The following is a 23,846-nucleotide window of genomic DNA, read 5'->3' on the forward strand; positions in this document are numbered from 1 at the left end:
TCGATGAAGGTAATTTTTCTAGAAGACGTAAAGGGTAAGGGAAAACGAGGGGATATTAAGAACGTTTCCGACGGATATGCTCAGAACTTTCTAATTAAAAATGGAAAAGCTAAAGAGGCAACTAATGCTGCCCTTAGTCAGTTGAAGGGACAACAAAAAGCCGAAGAAAAGCACGAAGAAGCTGTTCTAGAAGAATCACAACAATTAAAGAAACGCCTTGAGGATGAAAAAACGGTCGTTGAAATTAAAGCAAAGGCAGGACAAGATGGTCGCCTATTTGGTTCAATACCAAGTAAACAAATTGCAACGGCACTTGAACAACAATTTAAGATTAAAATTGATAAGAGAAAGATAGAATTAAAGGAGCCAATTCGCACAATGGGATATACTAACGTTCCAGTAAAGTTGCACCAAGAAGTTACTGCTACGATTAGAGTCCATGTTGATGAGCAATAATTGGTTTCGGCTAGGTGATTTAAATGGATAATGGGATTTTAGAAAATCAGGCTCCACCACAAAATATTGAGGCGGAAAAAGCAGTTCTGGGTGCTATCTTTTTAAGTAACGATGCATTGGCGGATGCTATGGAATTTGTAACACCAGATGATTTTTACAAACACGCACATCAAAGCATTTTTAGAATAATGGTCGATTTAAATGACGCTGATGAAGCAATTGATGTTTTGACGGTTAATAATGCTTTAACGTCACATAACTTGATCGAAGACGTTGGTGGGGTTAGTTATATTGCTGAGTTAGCGGGATCGGTTCCTACTGCTGCTAACGTTGTATACTATGCCAAAATTGTTCAAGAAAAGGCAACTTTGCGCCGGTTGATTGATACTGCAACCTCAATTGTTCAAAAGGGTTACGGACAAGATGAAGATATTTCAACTCTGTTAGATGACGCAGAACGCGAAATTATGGAAGTTTCTGAGAATCGTGATAAGGCAGGATTTAAACCAATTGCTGATGTTTTGACAACCTCGATGGAAGAAATAGACCGTTTGTACCAGAGTAATGATGAGATTACAGGATTACCAACGGGTTTTCGAGAACTTGATAAGATTACGACTGGTTTGCATGAAGGAGAATTAATTATCCTTGCGGCTCGACCAGCCGTTGGTAAAACTGCATTTGCGCTGAATATTGCACAAAATGTTGGAACTAAAACTGACAAAACTGTAGCAATCTTTAGTTTGGAAATGGGTGCAGAACAGTTGGTTAATCGTATGTTGTGTTCAGAGGGAAGCATTGATGCTAACCATTTGAGAACGGGTCAACTTAGTGAAGAAGAGTGGCAAAGTTTAGTAATTGCGATGGGCTCACTTGCTAAGGCCAATGTCTTTATTGACGATACACCGGGAAATAAGATGGCTGAAATCAGGGCTAAATGTCGACGATTGGCAAAAGAACAAGGAAATTTAGGTTTAATTGTTGTGGATTATTTGCAGTTGATTGAAGGTTCCGGGCAGGAAAACCGACAACAAGAAGTTTCTGCTATTTCACGTCAATTAAAAAAACTTGCCAATGAGCTTAACGTTCCTGTAATTGCATTATCACAGCTTTCTCGTGGTGTGGAACAACGACAAGATAAGCGACCAGTCATGTCGGATATTCGTGAATCTGGTTCAATTGAACAAGATGCGGATATTGTTGCCTTTCTTTATCGTGACGATTACTATGATCGTGATGATGGTAATGATGATCAGGATCAAGATCAGGATCCGCGTGATGAGGAAGACGCTAACGTGGGTCCAGTAGAAGTTATTATTGAAAAAAATCGTAGTGGTGCACGAGGAACGGTTAATTTATTATTTATTAAGTCGTATAATAAATTTTCATCGCTGGCATACATGCCAGAGGCTTCAAGATAGGCTTTGAATTTAAAATGAGGTTGGAAGTTAAAAACTTCCGCCTCTTTATTTTATAAGTGAGGAGGGAAAATATATGCGCGAATTAAGGTTAAAATGGCTATTGTTAGGTGCGTTAATTGACAGCACTGCTATGAGTTCTGTTTGGCCACTAACAACTATTTATATGAATCAAGAGCTAGGTCATTCTCTTGTTGCGGCTGGTGTGGTTCTATTTTTAAATTCAGTTGCCAGTATTATTGGTTCCTACGTTGCTGGTCGTTTATATGATAAATATGATAGTTATTATCTAATGCTAGGTGCAATCGTATTTACTTGGTTATCAATGTTAATTTTAATCTTTTGGAACGGCTGGCCAATTTATCCAATTATGTTGGTTTTAATCGGATTTGGAACAGGGTGGATTGCTACTATTAGTAACTCGTTGGGTACAACAATTCGCAACCATGATGGTCGTTACGTGTTTAATATGTTGTACTTTGTTCAAAATCTAGGTGTAATGCTGGGAACAGCATTAGTAGGTGTTATTTTTAAACATAGCGTTGCTCCGTTGTTTATGATTGCGGTTGGAATATTTACGATATTCTTTTTTGTTGCTTTATTTACTTATCGTGTTTCAGATGAAGTCCAACATCATCGTGTAGAAAATAAAGATGTTCAACAGGATGGATTTGCAACAAAACAAGGTGTTACAGCAATCCCCAAAGCTAATGTCGTAATTATCATGTCGTTACTCTTTTCATTACTGATAATGTGGGTGTTTTACCAGCAGTGGAACAGTACAATTCCAATTTATATGTTAAAATTACATATTCCACTACGGGAGTATAGTTTCCTATGGACAGTAAATGGTTTCTTCATTTTGGTTGTTCAAGGATTATTGAGTTCTGTTGGAGGACGTATTTTTAAGGATCCTTATCATCAAGTATACTTTGGAATATTTTTCATACTGGCATCCTTTGGAATTTTGGCCGTTGCCAGCGCATATATTCATTTCGTATTGGCAATGATTGTGCTAACGATTGGAGAGGCAATTGCGTTCCCATCAATTCCAGCGATTGTAAATATTTTATCTCCATATGATCAAAAGGGAAAATATCAGGGATTAACTTCATCTTTTCCATCGGCGGGTCGTTCGATTGGTCCGTTGATTGGTAGTGCACTAGTTGAGGCCACATCATTTGTGGCATTGTATGCAGTTGGAATGGTAGCGATTTTAGTTGTCTTAGTTGCAATTATTTTCATTATTGATATGAACAAGCGGCGAACCACCAAATTTGAATAAATATTCAAAAATTAATCGGTTTTTATTCAATTTAAATTCTAACATTTTTCTTATTACTATTATAAGTATTTCCTTGTAATGATATAGTTATCTCGCTGTAAATTTGCTTCAATTTGTCTGTAATTTTTAATTGTTAATATGTATATAATAACTAAAGAAGGAGCGTACAATACTATCAATTTAAAAAAGACAATCATTACAGCAGTTAGTTTACTAGGAATGACATTAGGTTCAGCAAGTGTTGCATCAGCTAATGCAGCTCAAGGCGCTGACTACAACAGTCAACAGCAAGATACAACTGTTCAACCGATGGCATACACTGGTACATCGAATAATACTCAGTCATCATCCGATAATGCCGTAGTTCAGGAAGCCTTACAATTGGCAGGAATGAATATTCCTTATGTTTGGGGTGGAGAATCCCTAAGTGGAATGGATTGCTCAGGATTGACAGAGTACGTATATCAAAAAGTTACTGGGAAAGTTTTGGGACATAATACCGTAGTTCAAGAAGGTAAGGTCACTAAAGAAGCTGTGGCTGATGCACAACCAGGAGACTTATTGTTCTGGGGGGCACAAGGATCAAGTCATCATGTGGCTATATATATTGGTGACGGAAAGTTTGTTGCAGCACCTCAGCCTGGTCAGAACGTAGAAGTAGAGTCTCTAAGTTCAGGGTTTGCACCAAGTTTTGCAGGACACGTAAACTAGGCTAAAAGTAATTAATATTTAAAATGATATCTAAAAGGCGTTGTTCAATTTGAACAACGCCTTTAGTGTAGTTCTCAAAGAAAGAAAATTCCAAGTAAAAACGCAATGATGGCTGGTCCACCCTGAAACAATAGAATCCGCTTATAAACGGTCATTGCACCAAAAATGGCCGCAAATATAACAAATCCAAGAAAACATAGGACGAGAGTCTTCATGATTGTTCCAGTTGGGATGAATAGAGCGAGCATTAGGGCGAGAGCAACAAAACCGTTATAAATGCCTTGGTTGGACAAAGCGGCTCTCATTTCGGGTTTTGATACGACCTCAAGGGGCATATTAAATGATTTTGATATAAATTGATTAGAACCGAGCATTTCTATTCCCATGATACCAATGTGTTCGATGGCTACAAATAATACTAGAATAATTGCTAATATATGCATGTCTATTGCTGTCTCCTAAGGGTTAAGTTATAGTTCGAGTATATCACAGCTAGGGAAGCGTAGTTATACAACGCGAGTATCCTATTTTATTTAATAATTTTTTTAAGTGAATATTTTTATAGTAGATGTAACCAATTATTAATTGGGTTAGTAATTTAGATATATCCTAAACGTTAATTGGTATATCTGCTAGAACTATAAAAATGTTCTTAAGGGTGTACCGATCATAAACATGAATATTTTGGCGCATTGGATTTATAACATATAATGTTTTTAAAATATCGAAGGGAGGGGAAATGATGGCAAGCATTTTAACTAAAAAATTAATTGCACAAATGAGGGAAATAAGCGAATCAAGTACAAAGCTTGAGGGATTAGTGGCAGGGGATGGTTCGCAAAATCCTAAGTTTATTCTAGTGTCAGAGGCGCCTGGGAAAAATGAAGCTAGGGAAGGAATCGGATTTATTGGACCTGCTGGACAGGAATTACAGAATTGGTTGAACTATCTGGGATTAACACGAGATCAGATATATATGACTGGTACGGTGCGTGCTCGTCCATTTAATGAGCGGAATGGCGTCAAGCGAGATCGACCACCAACTAAGCTTGAAATAAAGGAGTTTGCTAAATTCTTAGACTATGAATTACAGCATCTGAATAGTGATCTCATTGTGCCAATGGGCAATACGGGATTACAGCGATTACTTGGAAATGATGCAAGGATTACGCAATTACACGGTCAAATTTTGCATCGTAGAATCCAAGAATATGATGCAGAAAAAGATGCTTTTGTACTTAGTGAAAAAGAATGGACATTAATTCCAACCTTTCACCCGTCATACATTCGAAGATTTCCAAATAAAAATAGAACCTTAGTGATGAATGACTTAAAAACTATCAAGAATTACCTGAATTAAGTTAGGGCTATAGAACAATAAGGTGATTTAATCAATTACTTTAACAGTGTTAACAGAATGTTACAGATGCATTAAACCATTGTTAATGGGCATTAAAGCCCTTGCAAGAAAAAAATTAAGTTGGTATTATGGTGTTAATTTGGTTGAGAGGGGTGTTGATGGGGTTGAAGACTGCTGATTAGTTTTGAAATTATGAGATGACGATTTCATGTTTCAGAGGTAGTCTGTGGTTTTTGGTCACATTAATATACTCTCATCAAAATTGATGTTTTGTAATTTTTGCGTATATTTTTGTACTTTACACTGGGCTGCACTCCCAGTGTTTTTTTATTGTTCAGATTACTTCTGGCATTAGCTAGTGTTAGGAGAATACGCAAATGGGTATAATACAAATAAAAAATTTAACATTCAATTATATAAATCAAAAAGAGCTACTTTTTAATAACGTTAATTTAGACATTGATACGAATTGGAAGTTGGGATTGATCGGCCGCAACGGAAGAGGAAAAACGACGCTTTTGCGCTTGCTACAAAAAAAATTAACTGCGCAAGGAGAGATCCGCGCTAATGTGGATTTTAGCTATTTTCCGATTAGTATAAGTGATCCACAACTGATCACTAGAAATATGATTATGAAAGTCACTAATCGGGATTATTCAAATTTTTGGGAAATAGAACGTGAACTGGACCTGTTAGAGTTAGATGAAGATATTTTAGATAAGGCATTTGATCATTTGAGTCCAGGCCAGCAAACTAAGTTAAGGTTGGCTATCACATTTGCAAACCAAGATAAGTTTCAGTTATTGGATGAACCAACTAATCATTTGGACCAGTTGGGTAGGAAGCAAGTTGCGAATTATTTAAGGAAGAAAAATGGATTTATCGTGGTTAGTCATGATAAACAATTTTTAAATGAAGTTATAGACCATGTTATTTCTATTAATAAAAGCGATATAAGCGTTTTTCAGGGTAACTATGATACTTGGTGGATAGATCACCAGATAACTCAAAAACGCGAGTTACGTGAAAAGGAACGGCTAAAAAAGGGTATTCAGAAATTAGAACAGGCATCTTATCAGAAACAAGAATGGGCGCGCGCAACGGAACGAAAGAAGGTAGGTGCACCTGACAAAGGATTTGTGGGACACAAGGCGGCTAAGTCGATGAAAAGGGCCCTTGATGTAAAGAAACGTGCTAATCAGAAGGTTGATGAGCAGAAAAAACTCTTGAAAAACATTGAAATCGACGAAGAATTAGATATGAAGTATGTTCCCTTGGCAAAGTCAACCAACTTAATTGAAGTTAAAGATCTGATGTTGCAAAGGGGTGGAAAATCAATTAGTGAGCCGATAAACTTTAAGATAGAGACTGGGCAAAGGTTGTTGGTATCAGGTAATAACGGATCTGGCAAGTCAACTATGATACAAGCGCTTATCGATAATCAGAAATTGATTAAAAACGGAGAAATCAAAATAAAGCCAGATTTAAAAGTCAGCTACTTAAATCAAAGATTTGAGGAAATGAAAGGAACAATTCAGCAACTTGCTAATAAACATCAAATTGATCTCCAAAATATATACAGTACCCTTCGCAAATTAGGATTTGAACGGGAATTATTTCAAACTGATATTGATGAGATGAGTTTGGGCCAGAAGAGAAAAATTGCTCTCGCGCATTCACTCTGTGAAGAAGCTAATATTTATGTTTGGGATGAGCCACTGAATTATTTAGATGTAATTTCAAGGGAACAAGTTGAGCAGGTAATTTTAAAATTTCAGCCAACAATGATTGTTATTGATCATGATTTACACTTTACTAATATGATAAAAAGTAATGAAATAAAAATGCGCCCATTACATCGCTGATTAAGGGCATCAAAAGTATATAATGACAAGTTAAAGTTTGGTAGACTAGAGTAGTTATAGAAAAAAACGATAAGGGGAGTGCAATTAATGCTGTATCGTTATTTTATTCAGCCACAAATTAATAAATATACCAATTCAATTATTGGTTATGAGTTACTTATAAAAGGGTATGAAAATGAGGGATGGAGACCACCACGTTATTTTGCAGATATTCCTGCTGAAGTTATTGCGAGTGTTTTAACGAAAACAACGGAGAAACTTGCTTTAAAAATAGGGGCTGTTTCAGTTAATTTAAATAGAACTCAAATGATGAATAGGGACATCGATGAAGCATTGATGCATGCGCAGGATAAGCTAAGACCAGTGCGAATGGTTGTTGAATTGACTGAAGAACCCAATGATGAAGGAACAACGATTGCAGATTTGGTTCCTATTTTAAAAAGTTTTTCTAAACGAGGGATTGAGATTAGTATTGATGATGTTGGAACAGGAGAAAATCAGGTTGATCGGATTTCAGGAATAGTTCCATATGCATCTGAGATTAAATTTGCTTTGCAGAATTTTGATCAGCCATTTTCTGATTCTGAACTTCAAGATAAAGTTAAATTTTGGTACAATTTTGCTGAAAAGAATAAGCTTAGGTTTATTTTAGAAGGGATTGAGGACCAGCAAGATGATTAAATAGCAAATCAATTGGAGATTGCATATCGTCAGGGGTACTTTTATGGGCGACCACATCTATTAAAAGTGAATACGTCGGATCCGAACTAAAAGGGGAATTTATTTATGAAGGTTGTTGTAGTTGGGTGTACACATACGGGGGTCGCTGCAGTAACGCAAATTTTGCAGGAACATCCAGGAACAGAAGTAACGGTTTACGAGCGTCACGATAATGTTTCATTTTTATCATGTGGGATACCACTTTATTTAAATGGTGAAGTAAAACGATTAGAAGATATGTTCTATTCAAATCCAAAAGAATTAGAAAGTTTAGGGGCTAATGTTAAGATTAAGCATGATGTAATCAAAATAGATGCCGAAAAAAAAGAAGTAGTAGTTGAAGATCTCGAAACAACGGAGGTATTTACTGATACTTACGATAAATTAATTATGGCAACAGGTTCCTCTGTTGTTGTTCCACCACTATTTGGGATTGACAACTCACGAGTATTATTATGTAAAGATTATGATCAGGCTCGTGAAATTTATGAAACTGCTAAGCACTACCACCACGTTGCAATTGTAGGTGGTGGGTATGTAGGTGTTGAGCTGGCTGAAAGTTATGCTAATACGGATCATCAGGTCACTTTAATTCAAGGGAACCAACAGCTTTTAAATAACTACGTTGATGAAGAACTCTCTAACCGCGTTGTTAAGCTTTTAGAGGATCATCAGGTTGAAGTTCATTTAAACAAACGAGTGCAGGCCTTTTCAGTTGATAATGAAGAGCAAATAATTATTGAAACCAACGAAAATGATTATAAGGCAGATTTAGTTATCGTTGCTACGGGATTTGTTGCGAATACAGAGTTGTTACGTGGTCAAGTTGATATGACAAAAATTGGGGCCATCAAGATTAATGAATACATGCAATCGTCTGATCCTAATATTTACGCTGGTGGTGATGCTGCAGTTGTTCGTTATAATCCTACGGGACGTGATTTGTATATTCCATTAGCAACGAACGCAATTAGGCAGGGGTTATTAGCTGGGCGAAATATTTTTAGGGATGTACAAAAGAACCTCGGTACGCAAGCCACTTCGGCTTTACAAATTTTTGGAAACACAATAGCATCTTCGGGGATCACCTTAAGGAATGCTTTACATGCTGGAATAAATGCGGATTCAGTATTATTTGAGGACGACTATCGGCCGAATTACATGCCATCAACTGAAAAAATTATCATCATTCTTGTATATGACAGGGATACTAGAAGAGTTTTAGGTGCGCAGTTACTTAGTAAACATGAAGTTGCGCAATCAGCCAATACTGTGTCTGTTTTAATACAGAATAATAATACGATCGATGATATGGCATATATTGACATGCTTTTTCAACCACATTTTGATTTCCCGTATAACTATTTGAATTTGGTAGCCCAGTTAGCAGTTGCAAAAGAATTAAAATTAAAATCTAAAAAATAAGGAAGTGGGAGTGTGATTCTTTCACAATGGTTATTACCACCACTCTTTACCGGTATTTTTTTTGCGCTTGGAATTGTTTTAGGTTTTCAAATGCTTATTAATGCATTTGGCCCGTCTGATTCCGGCTCTGAATGGCGCTTTGAAAGATTAACGGGCGCGCGTTATGCAGTAAGTGTGTTATATTTTGGTGCTTTTTCGTTTATCTTTGAATATGCATCATATCAAACAAATAATGATTTTGCGTTTTTGAACTTCAAATTACTGCTTTTATCATATGTTTTAGTTTTTTTAGGGAAACGAACAGCTGCTATTATAGTTGCAATTTGTGGTGCTTCGTTCATTGTTTTAAGAGGTTTTTCGTGGGAAGCCCTCCAGTATATTGGGTTAATTTTAGTTGTATACTTGCTTGCTAGCATATTAATTACTTTTTTACAGAAAAAAAGGTGGTTATTACTAACTTGGAGTATCTCAATTGATGTATTGACGACTCTGTTTTGGTTTTTTTCTAAGATGATTGGGTTTGGAACCTTTGTCGAAATTTCCGATAAACAGGTTTGGGAATATGTTTTGGGATTTATTGTGACGAATGCTTGTTTATCAATAGGATTGCATCAAATTGTGAAGCAGAATGATCACATGATGATGATTACACAGCAAGCAACAATTGATACAACAACTGGTTTACCCAACCACGAGGTTTTTTTGCAAGAATATCATCAAATTATGAAACAGAAAGTCCAAAACCCACCAATGACGTTGATTGCTTTAGACATTGATCAATTTAAGCATATTAATGATGTTTATGGACATTTAGTTGGTAATAAGGCTTTAGATGCAGTTGGGAAAACAATGATTAATTTAGTAGATACGAATACGAGTGTCAGGGGATATCGAGTTGGTGGTGAAGAATTTGAGTTTATTGTAAAAAAAATGGATGATGCAAAAGTACGAAAACTTGCAAGTGTACTAAAACAACGGATTGCGGATACCGTGGTTATTGATGGTGATAACAATTTAAATATAACTATCTCAATTGGGATTGCGACGCGAACAATAGATGACTCAGAAACTGACTTGTATGAACGGGCAGACCGCATGCTGTACATTTCTAAAGGACGCGGACGTAACCAAATTACAACGGATCGTGATGAGTGAACAGTAGCTTTAGGATAATAAAACCCTACATTCTAAATGATAGTAATAAGTTTGAGATTAAAGATAAGGACTGAAACAAATGTGATTTTGTAACAGTCCTTTTTATTATGAAAACAAATTTATTCGATTTTTGACAAGCTAGACTGAACAATTTTCGTAATTAAACTATAAAGGAGCGGTCTGATGAAAATTGTGCGGCACCTTTTGAAGGTTTTTAATTATAATTTGAATTGGGTTGTGGGTGAGGTGGTTTATAGCGTATCCCTATAACCTTCAATTATGGCTATTTGTCAGTTTTTATCCATAATTTTTGAAATTTGTTTCTGAAGTTCAGGAACAACGGCTTGCTCAAACCAAGGATTCCGCGACAACCAGATGTTATTGCGCGGGGATGGATGTACAATTGGAAAATAGTTGGGCAAGAATTTTTGGTAATTTTTAACAATATCAGTGATTTTTGCTGAAGCCGGCAAGTTTAAATAGAGCTTCTGTGAATATGCACCAATTAAAATAGTTAGTTGGATATTAGGCATAGTAGCAAGTAATTTTGGATGCCACTTTTCTGCAATACCTTTACGAGGTGGAACATCCCCACTTGAAGCTTTTCCAGGATAGTAAAAGTCCATGGGGATCACAGCAATTTCACCAGAGTCATAAAAGATTTCTCGTGAAATTCCCATCCAGTTTCTTAGACGATCCCCACTTTTGTCATTCCACATTATTTCGGTTTCTTGCACTCGTTTTCCGGGTGCTTGACCGATAATTAAAATGCGAGCTTGAGGGTTAATAGAGTATATAGGATGCCAGTTTTGAGCGGTATAGATTTTATTTGCCGGGTCGTCCATTATATCCTTGAAATAAGCACTATTAGGGTTCATTCTAATACCTCCAGTTTTTATCGATGAACAAAAAATAATTAACTGTGACGTGATATACTCATAATAATATTATGACGGGAGGAAGTACAATGTTAGAGGTTAAGGGTCTGAACAAAACTTTTGGTTCCATGGTTGCAGTTCATGACGAAAATTTTAAGTTAAGTGAAGGTGAAATTCTCGGTTTGATTGGACAAAATGGGGCCGGGAAAACAACAACTTTTCGAATGATTTTGGATCTGTTAAAACCAGATTCTGGTGAGGTTTTGTGGGATGGGAAACCATTTACACAAAATAAACATGATATAGTCGGATTTTTGCCGGAAGAACGTGGATTATATTTGAAAATGACAATTGAGCAGCAAGTTGTTTATTTTGCTGAATTGAGGGGACAAAAGCCAGCAGTTACTAAGCAAAAATTGGATAGCTGGATGGAAAAGTTTGACGTTAAAGGTAAGAAAAATGACAAAATAAAAGATCTATCAAAAGGTAATCAGCAAAAGGTTCAACTGATTGCGACATTAATTCATGATCCTAAATTTGTGATTTTGGATGAGCCTTTTAGTGGCCTAGATCCAGTAAATGCTAGCTTATTGGAGCAAGGAATTGAAGATATGCGATCTAACGGCTCAGTTATTATTTATTCGTCTCATGACATGGGTAATGTTGAAAAAATAAGTGATCGACTACTAATGTTGAGGAACGGTGAAACAGTTTTAAATGGACCAACAGAGAGTATTCGGGATAGTTTTGGAGACACACGAATTATTTTGCAGTCTCCGCTAACCAAGGAAGAGCTACTTTTGATTGACGGTGTTGAAAGCGTAGAGGTACATGGTCCACGCCTTGAAATATCTTTACGAGATGGTGAAGTAGGAAAAGAAGTATTTGCTCGTGCAACCAAGAATGGATACATAAAGCAATTTGACCAGCAACCACCAACATTAGACGAAATATTTAGAATGAAAGTGGGAGAAAATAATGAATAAATTTTGGGTAATTGTTAGACAAGTTGTAGTAAAAAATTTTAAAACTCCTACATACATATTATTATTGTTAACTCCAATTATTGCAGTTTTGGGAATAGCATTGTTTACTTTTATTGCTAATCAAACCAGTCAGACCCCCAAGATTGCGATTATATCAAATAATGATTCGTTTAGATCAGCAGTAGTAAATGTGAATACACATGGTAATTATAAAGTTAATTCAAATGTTAAAACGAAAGATGTAGCAGAAAAACAATTAGCAAATGAAAAAATCGATGGGTATTTAACAATTGATGTGGCTGGCGAGTCAGTTAATGCCGTTTATAAAACTCGTACCAATAGTAATGATCTAAATAAAATTGATTTAAGGAATTCCATTAATAGTATAAAAACAGGTGTGGTTGCGAAAACCCTTGGCTTAAGTGACAAACAGATTAAATTACTATTTACACCAGCTAATTTCACCACAAAATCGGTAACATATACTGATGGAAAACAGCGTTCTCAAAAGAATGATCAGCAGTCAACTAATCTTGCACTAGCAAGTGCAGTTACAGTATTAATTTATGTTTTTATGTTGAGCTATGCTGGAATGATTGCACAGGAGATTGCTACTGAAAAAGGTTCTAAAATCATGGAGATTTTGGTAAGTAGTGTCAAGCCACGAGTCCAATTTTTTGCTAAGGTTACAGCGATGTTTTTCTTAATAATAGTTCAAGTTATTGTGACAGGTATCACGGCACTTGTTGGTATTAATTATTTTGGACAATCGATTCAACTACTGAGCAACTTTAATCTGAAGGGACTACAGCCCTCTATTATCTTGATTTTGGCGTTGTTTTTTATACTGGGTGTCTTATTATATACAACAGTCGCTGCCGGACTGGGAGCACTCGTGGCACGTTCTGATCAGGTTGGGCAGGCAATTGCGCCACTTTCAATGCTAGCGCTAGCATCTTATGGTGCATCCTTTGTTGCGATGAATAGTAACTCGTTTTTAATTAAGGTAGGATCATTTGTCCCCTTCGTTTCGCAAAGTATTATGCCAGTTCGTTATGCGATTGGGAATGCAACCATGATGGAAGCTTATATTAGTATCTTATTGCTAGCGATCGCCGTTGGTCTGGCACTATGGGGTGCGGTTAATTTGTATGAACGTCATGTATTAGATTATTCAGATAGAAAGCTATGGCGAATATGCTTTATCAAACGTAAGCGAATCTAATTAATTATTTTACTAATAGTGTAATCAGTGATAGTCTATGCCTAAATAAATAGTACTCTGAAAGAGGGATAATACTATGACTGTTTTTGAAGCATATAGTAAGGAAGATGTGATTGAAGAACTGAAGCATAGTGCAGTAAATGCATATATTTCAACTGAAGCAAATATTTTAGCAGAACATAAGAATGATCCTAATGGTGTTGGTGATGCTGATGGGGATTTATTAGCTTATGTGGAAGTTACTAACAAGGATGATATTAAGGGAGTATTGAAGGTTGCTCGAAAATATCATATTCCGGTTATACCCCAAACCACGGCAACAAGCACAGTTTCAGGATCTGATGCGGAAGCTGGCGGTATTATGTTGTCTATGGTAAGGATGAATCATATTTTAGAAATTGATCAAGAAGACTTGTTAGCTGTTGTTGAACCTGGTGTTATTAACAACGACTTAAATGAAGCCGCTAAAAAAGTTGGCATGTTCTATGCTCCAGATCCAGGGTCTCGTCCGATTTCTGCGATTGGCGGTAACGCTTCAACTAATGCTGGTGGGATGAGTACCGTAAAATACGGTGCAACGCGTGATTCTGTGTTAGGACTAACCGTTATTTTGGCTGATGGACGTGAGTTAAAATTAGGAGGACGAACTTATAAACAGGCTTTTGGATACGATCTTACGCATTTATTTGTTGGTTCAGAAGGAACGCTTGGTATTATTACCGAAATAACGGTTAAGTTGTTCCCAGTTCCGTTAGGACAAGCAGTGATGGGATTAGCATTTTTTGATAGTATGACAGTGCTTTCGAATGCAGTAACAGAAATAAGGGCATCAGGTGTATATCCAGCAATGTTAGAGGCATTAGATGCTCGAACAGTGAATGCGCTTGATCGATATGAGGGAACGCACTATGCCGAGAATAACGAAGCAATGTTGATTTTTAAACTTGATGTTGGCAGTGAAGATGCATTAAAAGTAGTTGAAAAAATACTAGTAAAATTCAATGGTAATAATATAACAGTTACTAGTAATGAAGAAAAAATGGCAGAAATCACGAAACTACGACAGGATATGTTGCCAGCCGTATTTAAGGGACAGAACCATGTTATGGAAGACATGGCAGTGCCGCTTTCCAAGTTAGCACCAATGATGGATTATATTCAAGAAGTCGCTACTAAACTAGATGTTCCAGTATTTACAGCAGGCCATGCTGGTGATGGTAATGTGCATCCTACGCTAACATGGTCGTTGGAAGAAAAAGAAGTACCCGAAAAAATTGTTCAAGCTTTGGAATTGATGTTCAAGAAGACACTTGAACTTGGGGGTACAATTTCTGGAGAACATGCAGTTGGGATGTTAAAGAATCAATGGGTTAATACTGAATTAGGCGATGAGGTTGATATGTTACAGCATCAAATCAAATCACTATTGGACCCAATGAATATTTTGAACCCCAAACGCAAAATCAATTAAATTTTTAACACAAGAAGTGATCTTTGAGATACCCTTAGGAGTCCATGAACTTCGGGAGAGTAGTAAAAAAGAAGACGAATTTATCATAAATAGAAGATAAATGTAATGATTTGTCACGTTGGAATTCTAATGACAAAAGAGAAGTTTAAAATAAAAGATGGTAAATAGTCTGGTCAATTTGATCTAGACATGTCTGCCATCCTTTTTATTCTAAGTGCCTTGCAAATTTAGTTATGGCTTTCCTAGTAAACCTATTAGTTAGCACATTAAATTTTTCAAGCCAAATCAGAAAAATTAATCATAGTTTGTCGTTTCTTAAATGTTACTATTGCAAGATTAATTACAAAAAGTGCCAAAATGAGAAGGCCGAGTTGTGCCCATAAATTTTCAGTTCCAACTCCACCATACATAATGTTGAATCCAGCAGTTACGGTATAGTACATTGGTGCAACGTAATGGACTGCATGGAAAAATGGATTCATGATTGTTGCAGGTATCATGCCACCTCCAGCAACAACTTGGAACATGGTGAAGAAGATATTCAAAGAGGTTCCAATCTGACCTAGAAGTAGGAGAAGGACAGCATTTAAGTTGTATGCGGCAAACATTTCTAAACTCTGGTTGATCCAAAGTTGATTGAATTGTGAACCGTTAAGATGCATCATACCTATTACGCTGCTTGTAACCACACCAGAACCAATAATAGCAACTAGCAACATGGCTATTTCAAGCATGGCAAAGGAAGAAAAACGACCACTGATCTTAGCAAATTTGGCAAAAGTTCCATATAATAGTAAAGTTCCCATCAATGCTCCAATATAGAGTGATAAATTTAGAATAAATGGTGCTAGTGAGTAATTCAAACCAGATCGAACTTTGTTAAAGGGATGTATTTTTACCTCAACAGAGTTAGATACTGGCGTATAGATCTTGCTAACACTTTTTTTAATTTCCCTTTCTTTAGAAGTTACTGTGTCTTTTAGTTTAGCAGTGGCTACATCAGATTTTTGTTGTAATTGGTTTTCCAGTGCAGGGCGCATTTGAGCAGGTGCCTCTGCAATTTTTTCTTTTTGGCTGTCGACTGTTTGTGTCAGTTCATTTTGTTTTGCTTTAACGTCGTTTTGAAGAATAGTAAGCTGGCTTTCGGTAAGCATTGTCTGTCCCTTTTTTATGATAACTTGTTTGCTAATTTTATCTCCGACTTGTTGGGCTACGGTCTTCATACCTGCCGTGACTGAGGATTGGGCAGATTCATTAATATAAAAATTCAATTTTGTTGGTTCGTTATCTTTAATACTTTTATTAAAATTTTTTGGAATATTGATAATCATGTACGTATTTCGCTTGTTTAAATCAGATTTTGCTTTTGAAAGATTCCCAGTTTTCTTTATATGTTTGAAGGGAAGGTCGTCATTTAATTGATTAGCAAGATGCTTACTAGCAGAGTCCTGATTAACAATTGCTATGGGAAGTTCATTCATTTTAGAAGGCATAGCATGATAGCCTGTGAAATAAATAACAAAGACTAAAAACCCATAAAATAGGGATAATACAAGCGCAGATATAACGCCACGGCTGACCAGAAAATTTTTTAACTGCTTCATAAGAAAGCCTCCTGAAAAAATATGATGAACGAAGTGTAACATCATTTTTTATTGCGTGCAAGTACATGCATGCAATAAGCCGTTTTAAAAATCATGAAAGCTAAACTAAAATGCGTGAACCACGCTAGCATGAAGAAAATTAGTTGAAAAAGGCGAAGTTACTTTGCTTAATTCTTGAATTGGACAAATACATTCCAATTGCAGGAAAGCAAAGTAACTTCGCCTTGATGGATGACCATGTTAATGGAGATTTATCAGATAAAGTTAGTAAGAAAGATGCTACGGTACTATGAAGAAAGTTTATTCTAGAGAATTGGGCCCTTGCTTCTACTGTGGTTTCGAATTTGGATCGAAACTAGCATTATTTTTTCTTTCCAAGACGATAACTATTATCAAGTAGTAAAAGAATATTTTCAATTGGCTCATCGTTATTAAGGTAGACTGAAATCCAATGTTTTTTATTCATGTGATAGCCAGGAAAGTAAGTCCGGTTATCAACGACCGATTCAACTTTTTGTGGTTCGACATGCAAGTTGAGGACGGTGATTTCAATGTCACCTATTAGACCAATTTTATTTTGTGGTATTGTTAGCAGGGCTGCGTACCACTTGTTAGTATCCGGTCGTCTCACGATTGCATTTTTAGGAGTTTTTTTCCACAGAAATTCGAGCTGATCACCATATGTTTGCTGAATATATTTTATGATATCTTGGGTTTTAGACTCGGCAAAAACCGCTGATGTAAAAGCATTTTTCTGTATTTTGAGAAGAGCCTCATGATACTCCACCTGAACTTTCCTAGAATAAGCACCTTGTGGATTATGATGAAGAACATATTCTGTACCTGTAATGTTATCGGTTAACTTGGTTTGAACAGGGCTGCCCTCAGTAGTTTGGACTAACAAGGTAAACTGATCTTGCATAATAGGTATTAAATATACAAAGTTACCAATAGAATCAGTTGTAAATCCAAATTCAAGTGCCTTTTGTGGATTGATTTTGGATTCTTTAAATATAGGATCTTCGTACATAACTGTTCCTTTCTAATTGGACAGGTCCAAATATAAATCATATTTTACCGGAGTGCGAAGTTTCAAGTTAACTTTGACGACCGGTTTCTCTTTTCCGTTAACAATTCTGCTCTGTTGTTCAACCGTATTGAAATCAAAGTCGACTTGACCCATGAAGTAAAAATCAGAGCCTTCATCATCACTTTTTTTGACGAATAATAAAAGTTTAATAGTATCATTGTAATTCCCCTCAAATAGTCTAACAACTTCCCCGGAGTCTAACTTGCGGGGGATTTTAGTAAACCAACTTAATGTGGACGAATTGAAGAATACATTATTATGACTTTTTCCAGCGGGGAGATTTTTATCCTTGTGATAAGTTACAAAGATAGGGCAGATACCATCTTTTTCTCGATAACCATAAATTGCTGAAGACTGATCAGTTGGCCAACCGATTAGTCGATTGACATGACGACGGGTGTATTTTTGGTAGAGAGTGAGTGGCACTTGCAAATCAAAATTATGATTTTTTAAGAATCCGATATTAAGTGCATCATCAATTAAATTTTTAAAGTATTCGTGGGTATTATAGAGGTTAACTACCTTCATGTTAAGTTCATAGTTAACTTCATTTAACTTCAAAAACGATGAGTTACCGTATCTTTTGCGATCATTGGGTAAGAAATAAGATAGGTTTAAATGGTTCTGCATCGAAGCAATTGTTTTGGGGTCACTATAAGTTTTTTGATTGTGAAGATCTTTTAAAAACTGATTTTTAGAATAGGTCCCCTCATTGGCAAGCAGTTTTTTAAGTAATAATAATTCGTGAATTCGCATTCCGTTGGAAAATTCACGTGAGATTAAAGTTAGGAATCCATTTTCGGTGGTGGATAGGGATTCAGCATCCTTCATTTTTAATAAGAATTGATGGTAATTATCATATTTATTGATGAAAACATCAGCATCAACGGATCCCAATTTTTGGAAATCTAGTAAATATGGAACTCGTCCGATCTGATTTTTTAACGATGTATAGGAATCCCGCAACATAGTTAATAAAGTTAAATTGCTGTTATTAATAGCATTGAATATCCTTTCACGAGCAATCTCACTAAAATTGATTGAAGAAAGACCAATTGTTTGATTAAAGGCTACTTTGCTGCGTAAATTATTCTTGTTTCGCGTATTATCGCCAGTTAGGGCTATTGGAATGAGGTAGTTGTTTTTGTAATTCCCGATAAAGTCGATAATAGTAACGAAATTCTTATTGGGGGCTTTCCGAAGTCCACGTCCTAACTGCTGAATGAAAATAATACTGGAAGTTGTATTACGAAGCATCACAACTTGGTTAATTTTAGGAATATCAATTCCTTCATTAAAAATGTCTACAGTGACAATGTAGTTGAAAATTCCCTTTTCAAATTGATCAACGACTTGTTCACGTTTTGAAATCGAATCATCACTAGTTAAGGCAACTGTAGGATTTCCCTTTTTGGTCATGATTGATGCAATTTCCTGTGCCTCGTCTTTACGACTACAGAATATTAATCCGTGAATTTTATCCCCGTCATAGCCATAGTAATTTAATTGTTGTTCAACATAGTTCATGCGTTCTTCTGAAATTAAATTTCTTAACGGAGTGTTGTCTTCGATGCTTTGCCCGTTATATTCGTAATCAGTAATACCAATGTAGTGGAATTGACTTAATAAATCAGATTCAATTGCTTCTTGCAGACGGATCTCGTAAGCCACATTATGGTCAAACAGTTCGTAAATATTGAAATCATCGGTTCGCTCGGGTGTTGCTGTCATTCCCAGTAGGAAGTCAGGGTGAAAGTAGTTGATTACGCGTTGATAACTGTTAGCGCCAGTTTTATGTGCTTCATCAATTAGAATATAGTCGAATTCATTTTTTGCAAAATTGCGTAAGTTTTCGTCTCTAGAAATAGACTGAATTGTTGCAAATAAATAACGACTGGTTGTGTTTTTTGAGTTTCCAGAAAGAATGCCAAAATCAGATTCAGCTCCACCGATTACCCGACGAAAACTAGCTAGGGCATTTTTTAAAATTTGTTCGCGATGAACAATGAATAAAAACTTTTTGGGTGCAAAATTACGAACATCGAAGGCACCGAGGTAAGTTTTGCCCGTTCCAGTTGCGGAGATGATTAAACCTCGTTTGCCATGATTTGCGCGCAAACTTTGTAACTCTTTTAAAGCATGTTTCTGCATTTTATTTGGAAGTATTTCAGATTGAGAACGTTGTTGAAATGGAGTTAATGAGTTTGATTTTTGAGTAAGTTCATTTTCAACATAGTACTTACGATATTTTTCTATCCACTCGGAAGTTAAGGATTGGGCATGCTTAAATTGAAGTTCAATTTGGAATTGAATCTGTTGGGTTAATGCACCCTTATCTTTCGAGGAGAGTTGAAGATTCCACTCGTAGTTCTTAATAAGCGCGTTACTAGTAAGATTAGAGCTTCCAATAATAATGCTTGTATGATCGCTTTGTTCAAAAATATAGCCTTTAGCATGAAAATTTGTTGCTTGGTCTAAAATACGTACTTCGACATTTGGAATCTTTAGTAATTCTTCAAACACTTTGGGTTGGTTAAATACGAGGTATGTTGAAGTTAGAATTTTACCAGAGACGTTCCGACTAGCTAGATCGGCAAACTGTACTTTTAGATCCGTCAAAACAGCATTAGAAATAAAAGCAACTGCGAAAGTAAAGCTAGTGCAAGTTCGCAGTTCCTGATCAATATGACTTTTAACGGTTTCTTCTTCCGAGTTAGTTAGTAGTTGTGGTGAATATTCGTCTAGTGACGGAAATGCTGCCTGATTAACGAAACCGGATAAAATTGAATCTGAAAAACTATCATTTGGATTCATAATGTTTAATTGACTTTCTCCCTAATTATTTTGGTGTTCTATTGAAATTCATTGAACGTCAAAGTATTCTCCAGAATTCAAAATTTGAACAGTTCCCTCAGGTAATAATGTAGCAAATTTTTTAGGGTCTTGCTGAATCTCGGGATAAGTATTGTAGTGGATTGGAATGACTTTTGAGGCTTGTAGGCGCCGAGCACAGATTGCAGCTTCAGAAGGGCCCATTGTGTAGCGACCACCAATTGGTAGTAGTGCAACGTCAATGTTGAAGGCCTTGCCAAACAATTCCATATCTCCAAAGTTGGAGGTATCGCCCGCAAAATAAATGGTTTTGTTATCAGCTTTGACTAGAAAACCACAAGCATCGCCAGCATATTGTGGTTGACCATTAATTTCAATACTCGAAGAATGCTGAGCGTGCATAACTTTGACGAAACCGAATGGAAGAGTAGAACTGCCACCAAGGTTCATTGGATGTGTTGTAGCACCTTGAACTTCAGCAAAATGAGCCAATTCTTCAATTGCGATAATTGGAGCATTAAATTTTTTTGAAAGTGCAACCATGTCCCCAACATGATGAGCATGACCATGTGATACGAAAATATAGTCAACGTGATGGTTTAAATCAATATCGGTTTGGGGATTACCAGTAATGAATGGATCGAATATTAATACCATTTTATTATCTAAAGTAACCTCAACGCATGAATGGCCATGATAAATAATTTTCATAGAAAGTACTTCCTGTCTTTTATTTGTATATCTGTATTATATGATGATTGGAAATTTTTTGTTTGGAGAAGTATTGAAGAAACAGAAATATCCCCTAATGAAGTGGATTCTTATTTAGAAAACCGCTAAAAGATAATTGACAAACTGGTACCAACCAGTTAAGATTAAGAAGAGCTGGTAGGTACCAGTTTAAAATGCTTTTTGGAGGTTGATTTGCGATGAAATTATTGTTGATGAGTCATGGAAATATGGCTATTGAAACTCTAGCAAGTGCTCGAATGATTGTTGGAGATATAGCTAATACAGCGGCTATTGGATTACAACCGAATCAAGGACCTGAAGATTTGCAGAAGGCAGCAGAGGATTTTATTAATGATAATCCCAATGATGAAAAGATCATCGTGGCTGTTGATTTGTTAGGAGGAACACCATCAAATGTTGTGGTGAAACTGATTGCTGAATACCCTGAGTTGGAGGTAGTTAGTGGTCTAAATTTACCAATGGTACTTAGCTACGCAAACCAAGTTATGATGGGGATGGAAGTAGAAAAACAGACTTTAATAAGTGAAGCACAAAATGGAATTATTGATGTTAATAAGCGTTTAAACGAATAGTGAGATTAGCCCATGATGAGTAAAAATTATCAATATTCACTCAGATTTGCTCTAGATCCTATTAATTGGGACGCACTGAAGGAAGAAAAGCTTTTAAAATTTTGTGAAGATGCTCACATTGATAACGTTGTATTTTTTATAAATTCTGAGGAAATAAATCAGGGACATCAGACTATTCCTCAGATTCATGAGTGGTTATCCGTTATTAAATCTGTTTCTGAGCACTTAAAAGAAAGATCCATTTGTACCAGTTTGAATCCATGGACAACTTTAATGCATAGCGATAGGGGGCACAAAGTTAACCCGGTGCTTGGATTTGGGACAATGGTTGATTATCAGGGAATAAAAGCTGATTCAATTGCATGTCCAGCTGATCCTCGTTGGAAAAAATATATTGTTGATGCATACCGGGAATTTGCAGAATTGAAGCCAAAGGAACTTTGGTTGGAGGATGATTTTAGGCATTACAAACATACACCGCTTAAGTTAGGTTGCTTCTGCGAACGGCATATGAAGATATATCAAGAACAACTGGGTAAGAAAGAAACCCGTACGGAGTTTGTTGAGGCAATGTTGCAAACTGGTGAACCAACAGTTGAACGAAAAGTTTATTTGAAAGTTGCCCGTCAAGAGATGAAGGAGGTAGCCAAGGAAATTGAGAAGGCTGTTCAGTTTGTTTCTCCTGAAACCCGTTTGGGATTAATGAGTTCTTTTCCAAGGTGGCATTCGGTTGAAGGTAGGGACTGGCAAGGACTTTTCGATAATTTATCAGGACCACATAAACGAGTTAGTCGACCACATTTGCCAGCATACAATGAAGTTTCACCCTTAAAATATGCACGTGATTTTGAAGCGATTACACGGGTAACTGCTCAATTTGTAGGACCAAAGGCTGATGTATTTCCTGAATTAGAAAATTATATGTATTCACCATTTGTAAAATCAAAGCGGTTTACACAATTCCAGCTTGAGAGTACAGCGTTGGTCGGAGCAAACGGAATTTTATTAAATCTATTTGACATGATGGGAAATGGGATTGACGAGACATATGATTATCAAAAAATTCTAAGTGAATCTAAGCAATTTATGGATTTTAGCGCGAAGAATCGTTTAGTTATTGATGATTTGCAAGGTATTAAGGTTTTAATTGATCAAGATTCCAGCAATACAATTCATACAAGTGACGGAAGTGATCCAAGCGAGCTGCTACCAAAGGAAGATAGTTGGTTATCGCTTTTGGGATCACTTGGAATAGCTTGTTATCCTGAGATTCATGTAAAAGGCAGTCGATATATAGATCAAGTAATCGCAATTAGCGGACAATTTTTAAGAAATTTGGATAACGACAGTATTAAGCAATTATTGATAAAGAATACCGTCTTAATGGATGGTGAAAGTGCAGATATACTTTTTGAACGTGGGTTACAGGAACTTATATCGGCTAAAACTGGAAAATGGATGAAAGCAAGAACGGATTATCAATCGTATGAACAAATTGATGGAAAAACGATTGATGGCATTGAGAACCCAAGGATGACGATGTTACAACACATGGGTGATTATTATCAAATCGAATACAACTCTAGAGAAGTAAAAGAAGTATCTAGTGCGCGCAATGAATATGGTAAAAAACTGGGATCGATGTTAACTGAAGTTAAAAATCACATTCTAGTTCTTCCAATTAGTAGTGATTCAAAGTACGGTTGGGAGTCTCAATACTACTCAATCAGAGAAAAGATTTTGAAGGATGAATTAAGAAGAGTTGCAGATCCCTTATATATAGTAGGAATGCCTGGCACTAAAATTGTAAGCGATTCCAAAAAGATGGTAATAAGTAATTTCACAATTGATGATTATGAGGCAATTCAAATTCGTATGCCAAAGGACATGTTGAAAAAGAATTGGACGGCGTACTATCGCGAAGGAAGTAGTGTTTTAAAATACCAAATTACAAAAAATGATATTTTGGGAGAACGAATTCTTCGGATTCCAATAAAATTAGCAGGTTTAGAAACTTTAATAATTAATTCAGAGGAGTGA

Annotated in this window: 21 protein-coding genes; 15 read left to right on the top strand and 6 right to left on the bottom strand. The window is 36.2% G+C overall.

Annotated features, from left to right (window positions below; translation table 11 throughout):
* Positions 1-3 precede the first annotated feature (3 nt).
* The 4 genes from rplI to PECL_RS00075 all read left to right on the top strand — a co-directional run bounded on the left by rplI (position 4) and on the right by PECL_RS00075 (position 3,870).
* Positions 4-456, top strand: coding sequence for a 50S ribosomal protein L9 (gene rplI / locus PECL_RS00060; RefSeq protein WP_014214548.1), 453 nt, complete (start codon positions 4-6; stop codon positions 454-456).
* Between the two features lie 23 nt (positions 457-479).
* Positions 480-1,877: a replicative DNA helicase gene (dnaB, locus tag PECL_RS00065; RefSeq protein WP_014214549.1), complete on the top strand. Its 1,398-nt coding sequence runs from the start codon at positions 480-482 to the stop codon at positions 1,875-1,877.
* A 73-nt stretch (positions 1,878-1,950) separates the two neighbouring features.
* A complete protein-coding gene (locus tag PECL_RS00070) occupies positions 1,951-3,159 on the top strand; it encodes an MDR family MFS transporter (protein WP_014214550.1) in 1,209 nt (402 codons plus the stop codon).
* A 219-nt stretch (positions 3,160-3,378) separates the two neighbouring features.
* On the top strand, positions 3,379-3,870 hold the full coding sequence (locus PECL_RS00075) for a C40 family peptidase (protein WP_231952059.1): 492 nt from the start codon (positions 3,379-3,381) through the stop codon (positions 3,868-3,870).
* Positions 3,871-3,944: 74 nt separating this feature from the next.
* Here the strand turns inward: PECL_RS00075 and PECL_RS00080 are convergent, their stop codons facing one another.
* Positions 3,945-4,313, bottom strand: coding sequence for a DUF1304 domain-containing protein (locus PECL_RS00080; RefSeq protein ID WP_014214552.1), 369 nt, complete (start codon positions 4,311-4,313; stop codon positions 3,945-3,947).
* Positions 4,314-4,612: 299 nt separating this feature from the next.
* Here PECL_RS00080 and PECL_RS00085 point away from each other — a divergent pair, with 299 nt between their 5' ends.
* From PECL_RS00085 to PECL_RS00105, 5 genes are all read left to right on the top strand, one after another.
* A complete protein-coding gene (locus PECL_RS00085; protein ID WP_148265529.1) occupies positions 4,613-5,230 on the top strand; it encodes a uracil-DNA glycosylase in 618 nt (205 codons plus the stop codon).
* 377 nt (positions 5,231-5,607) lie between these two features.
* The gene (abc-f, locus tag PECL_RS00090; RefSeq protein ID WP_014214555.1) at positions 5,608-7,095 is read left to right on the top strand and encodes a ribosomal protection-like ABC-F family protein; all 1,488 of its coding nucleotides are present in this window, start codon (positions 5,608-5,610) and stop codon (positions 7,093-7,095) included.
* An 87-nt stretch (positions 7,096-7,182) separates the two neighbouring features.
* Positions 7,183-7,776 (top strand): EAL domain-containing protein, encoded by a 594-nt coding sequence (locus tag PECL_RS00095; RefSeq protein WP_014214556.1) that lies wholly within the window; start codon positions 7,183-7,185, stop codon positions 7,774-7,776.
* A 105-nt stretch (positions 7,777-7,881) separates the two neighbouring features.
* Complete coding sequence (locus PECL_RS00100) at positions 7,882-9,240, top strand: FAD-dependent oxidoreductase (RefSeq protein ID WP_014214557.1); 1,359 nt, start codon at positions 7,882-7,884, stop codon at positions 9,238-9,240.
* Positions 9,241-9,252: 12 nt separating this feature from the next.
* The gene (locus tag PECL_RS00105) at positions 9,253-10,395 is read left to right on the top strand and encodes a GGDEF domain-containing protein (RefSeq protein WP_014214558.1); all 1,143 of its coding nucleotides are present in this window, start codon (positions 9,253-9,255) and stop codon (positions 10,393-10,395) included.
* Between the two features lie 290 nt (positions 10,396-10,685).
* On the opposite strand, the gene PECL_RS00110 is transcribed toward PECL_RS00105, so the two are convergent.
* A complete protein-coding gene (locus PECL_RS00110; RefSeq protein WP_014214559.1) occupies positions 10,686-11,273 on the bottom strand; it encodes a uracil-DNA glycosylase family protein in 588 nt (195 codons plus the stop codon).
* Between the two features lie 89 nt (positions 11,274-11,362).
* On the opposite strand from PECL_RS00110, the gene PECL_RS00115 reads away from it, so the two are divergent.
* The 3 genes from PECL_RS00115 (at position 11,363) to PECL_RS00125 (ending at position 14,955) form a co-directional block, all read left to right on the top strand.
* The gene (locus PECL_RS00115) at positions 11,363-12,259 is read left to right on the top strand and encodes an ABC transporter ATP-binding protein (RefSeq protein ID WP_014214560.1); all 897 of its coding nucleotides are present in this window, start codon (positions 11,363-11,365) and stop codon (positions 12,257-12,259) included.
* Complete coding sequence (locus PECL_RS00120) at positions 12,252-13,484, top strand: ABC transporter permease (protein ID WP_014214561.1); 1,233 nt, start codon at positions 12,252-12,254, stop codon at positions 13,482-13,484. Before PECL_RS00115 ends, PECL_RS00120 begins: the two co-directional genes overlap by 8 nt.
* 76 nt (positions 13,485-13,560) lie before the next feature.
* Positions 13,561-14,955, top strand: coding sequence for an FAD-binding oxidoreductase (locus PECL_RS00125; protein WP_014214562.1), 1,395 nt, complete (start codon positions 13,561-13,563; stop codon positions 14,953-14,955).
* A gap of 275 nt (positions 14,956-15,230) precedes the next feature.
* Here PECL_RS00125 and PECL_RS00130 read toward each other — a convergent pair whose 3' ends face one another.
* Positions 15,231-16,559 (bottom strand): YhgE/Pip domain-containing protein, encoded by a 1,329-nt coding sequence (locus PECL_RS00130; RefSeq protein WP_014214563.1) that lies wholly within the window; start codon positions 16,557-16,559, stop codon positions 15,231-15,233.
* A gap of 143 nt (positions 16,560-16,702) precedes the next feature.
* On the opposite strand from PECL_RS00130, the gene PECL_RS10110 reads away from it, so the two are divergent.
* On the top strand, positions 16,703-16,852 hold the full coding sequence (locus PECL_RS10110) for a hypothetical protein (RefSeq protein ID WP_014214564.1): 150 nt from the start codon (positions 16,703-16,705) through the stop codon (positions 16,850-16,852).
* Positions 16,853-16,920: 68 nt separating this feature from the next.
* Here the strand turns inward: PECL_RS10110 and PECL_RS00135 are convergent, their stop codons facing one another.
* The 3 genes from PECL_RS00135 to PECL_RS00145 are packed head-to-tail and all read right to left on the bottom strand — an operon-like array spanning position 16,921 to position 21,192.
* The gene (locus PECL_RS00135) at positions 16,921-17,589 is read right to left on the bottom strand and encodes an MmcQ/YjbR family DNA-binding protein (RefSeq protein WP_014214565.1); all 669 of its coding nucleotides are present in this window, start codon (positions 17,587-17,589) and stop codon (positions 16,921-16,923) included.
* Positions 17,590-17,601: 12 nt separating this feature from the next.
* A complete protein-coding gene (locus PECL_RS00140; RefSeq protein ID WP_014214566.1) occupies positions 17,602-20,463 on the bottom strand; it encodes a DUF3427 domain-containing protein in 2,862 nt (953 codons plus the stop codon).
* Positions 20,464-20,511: 48 nt separating this feature from the next.
* Positions 20,512-21,192, bottom strand: coding sequence for a metal-dependent hydrolase (locus PECL_RS00145; RefSeq protein ID WP_014214567.1), 681 nt, complete (start codon positions 21,190-21,192; stop codon positions 20,512-20,514).
* A gap of 218 nt (positions 21,193-21,410) precedes the next feature.
* Between PECL_RS00145 and PECL_RS00150 the strand changes: the two genes are divergently transcribed.
* On the top strand, positions 21,411-21,806 hold the full coding sequence (locus tag PECL_RS00150; protein WP_014214568.1) for a PTS sugar transporter subunit IIA: 396 nt from the start codon (positions 21,411-21,413) through the stop codon (positions 21,804-21,806).
* Between the two features lie 12 nt (positions 21,807-21,818).
* Positions 21,819-23,846 carry a hypothetical protein gene (locus tag PECL_RS00155; RefSeq protein WP_014214569.1) on the top strand — a complete coding sequence of 676 codons (2,028 nt, stop codon included), beginning with the start codon at positions 21,819-21,821 and terminating at the stop codon, positions 23,844-23,846.

This window comes from Pediococcus claussenii ATCC BAA-344 (assembly GCF_000237995.1).
Taxonomy (GTDB): domain Bacteria; phylum Bacillota; class Bacilli; order Lactobacillales; family Lactobacillaceae; genus Pediococcus; species Pediococcus claussenii.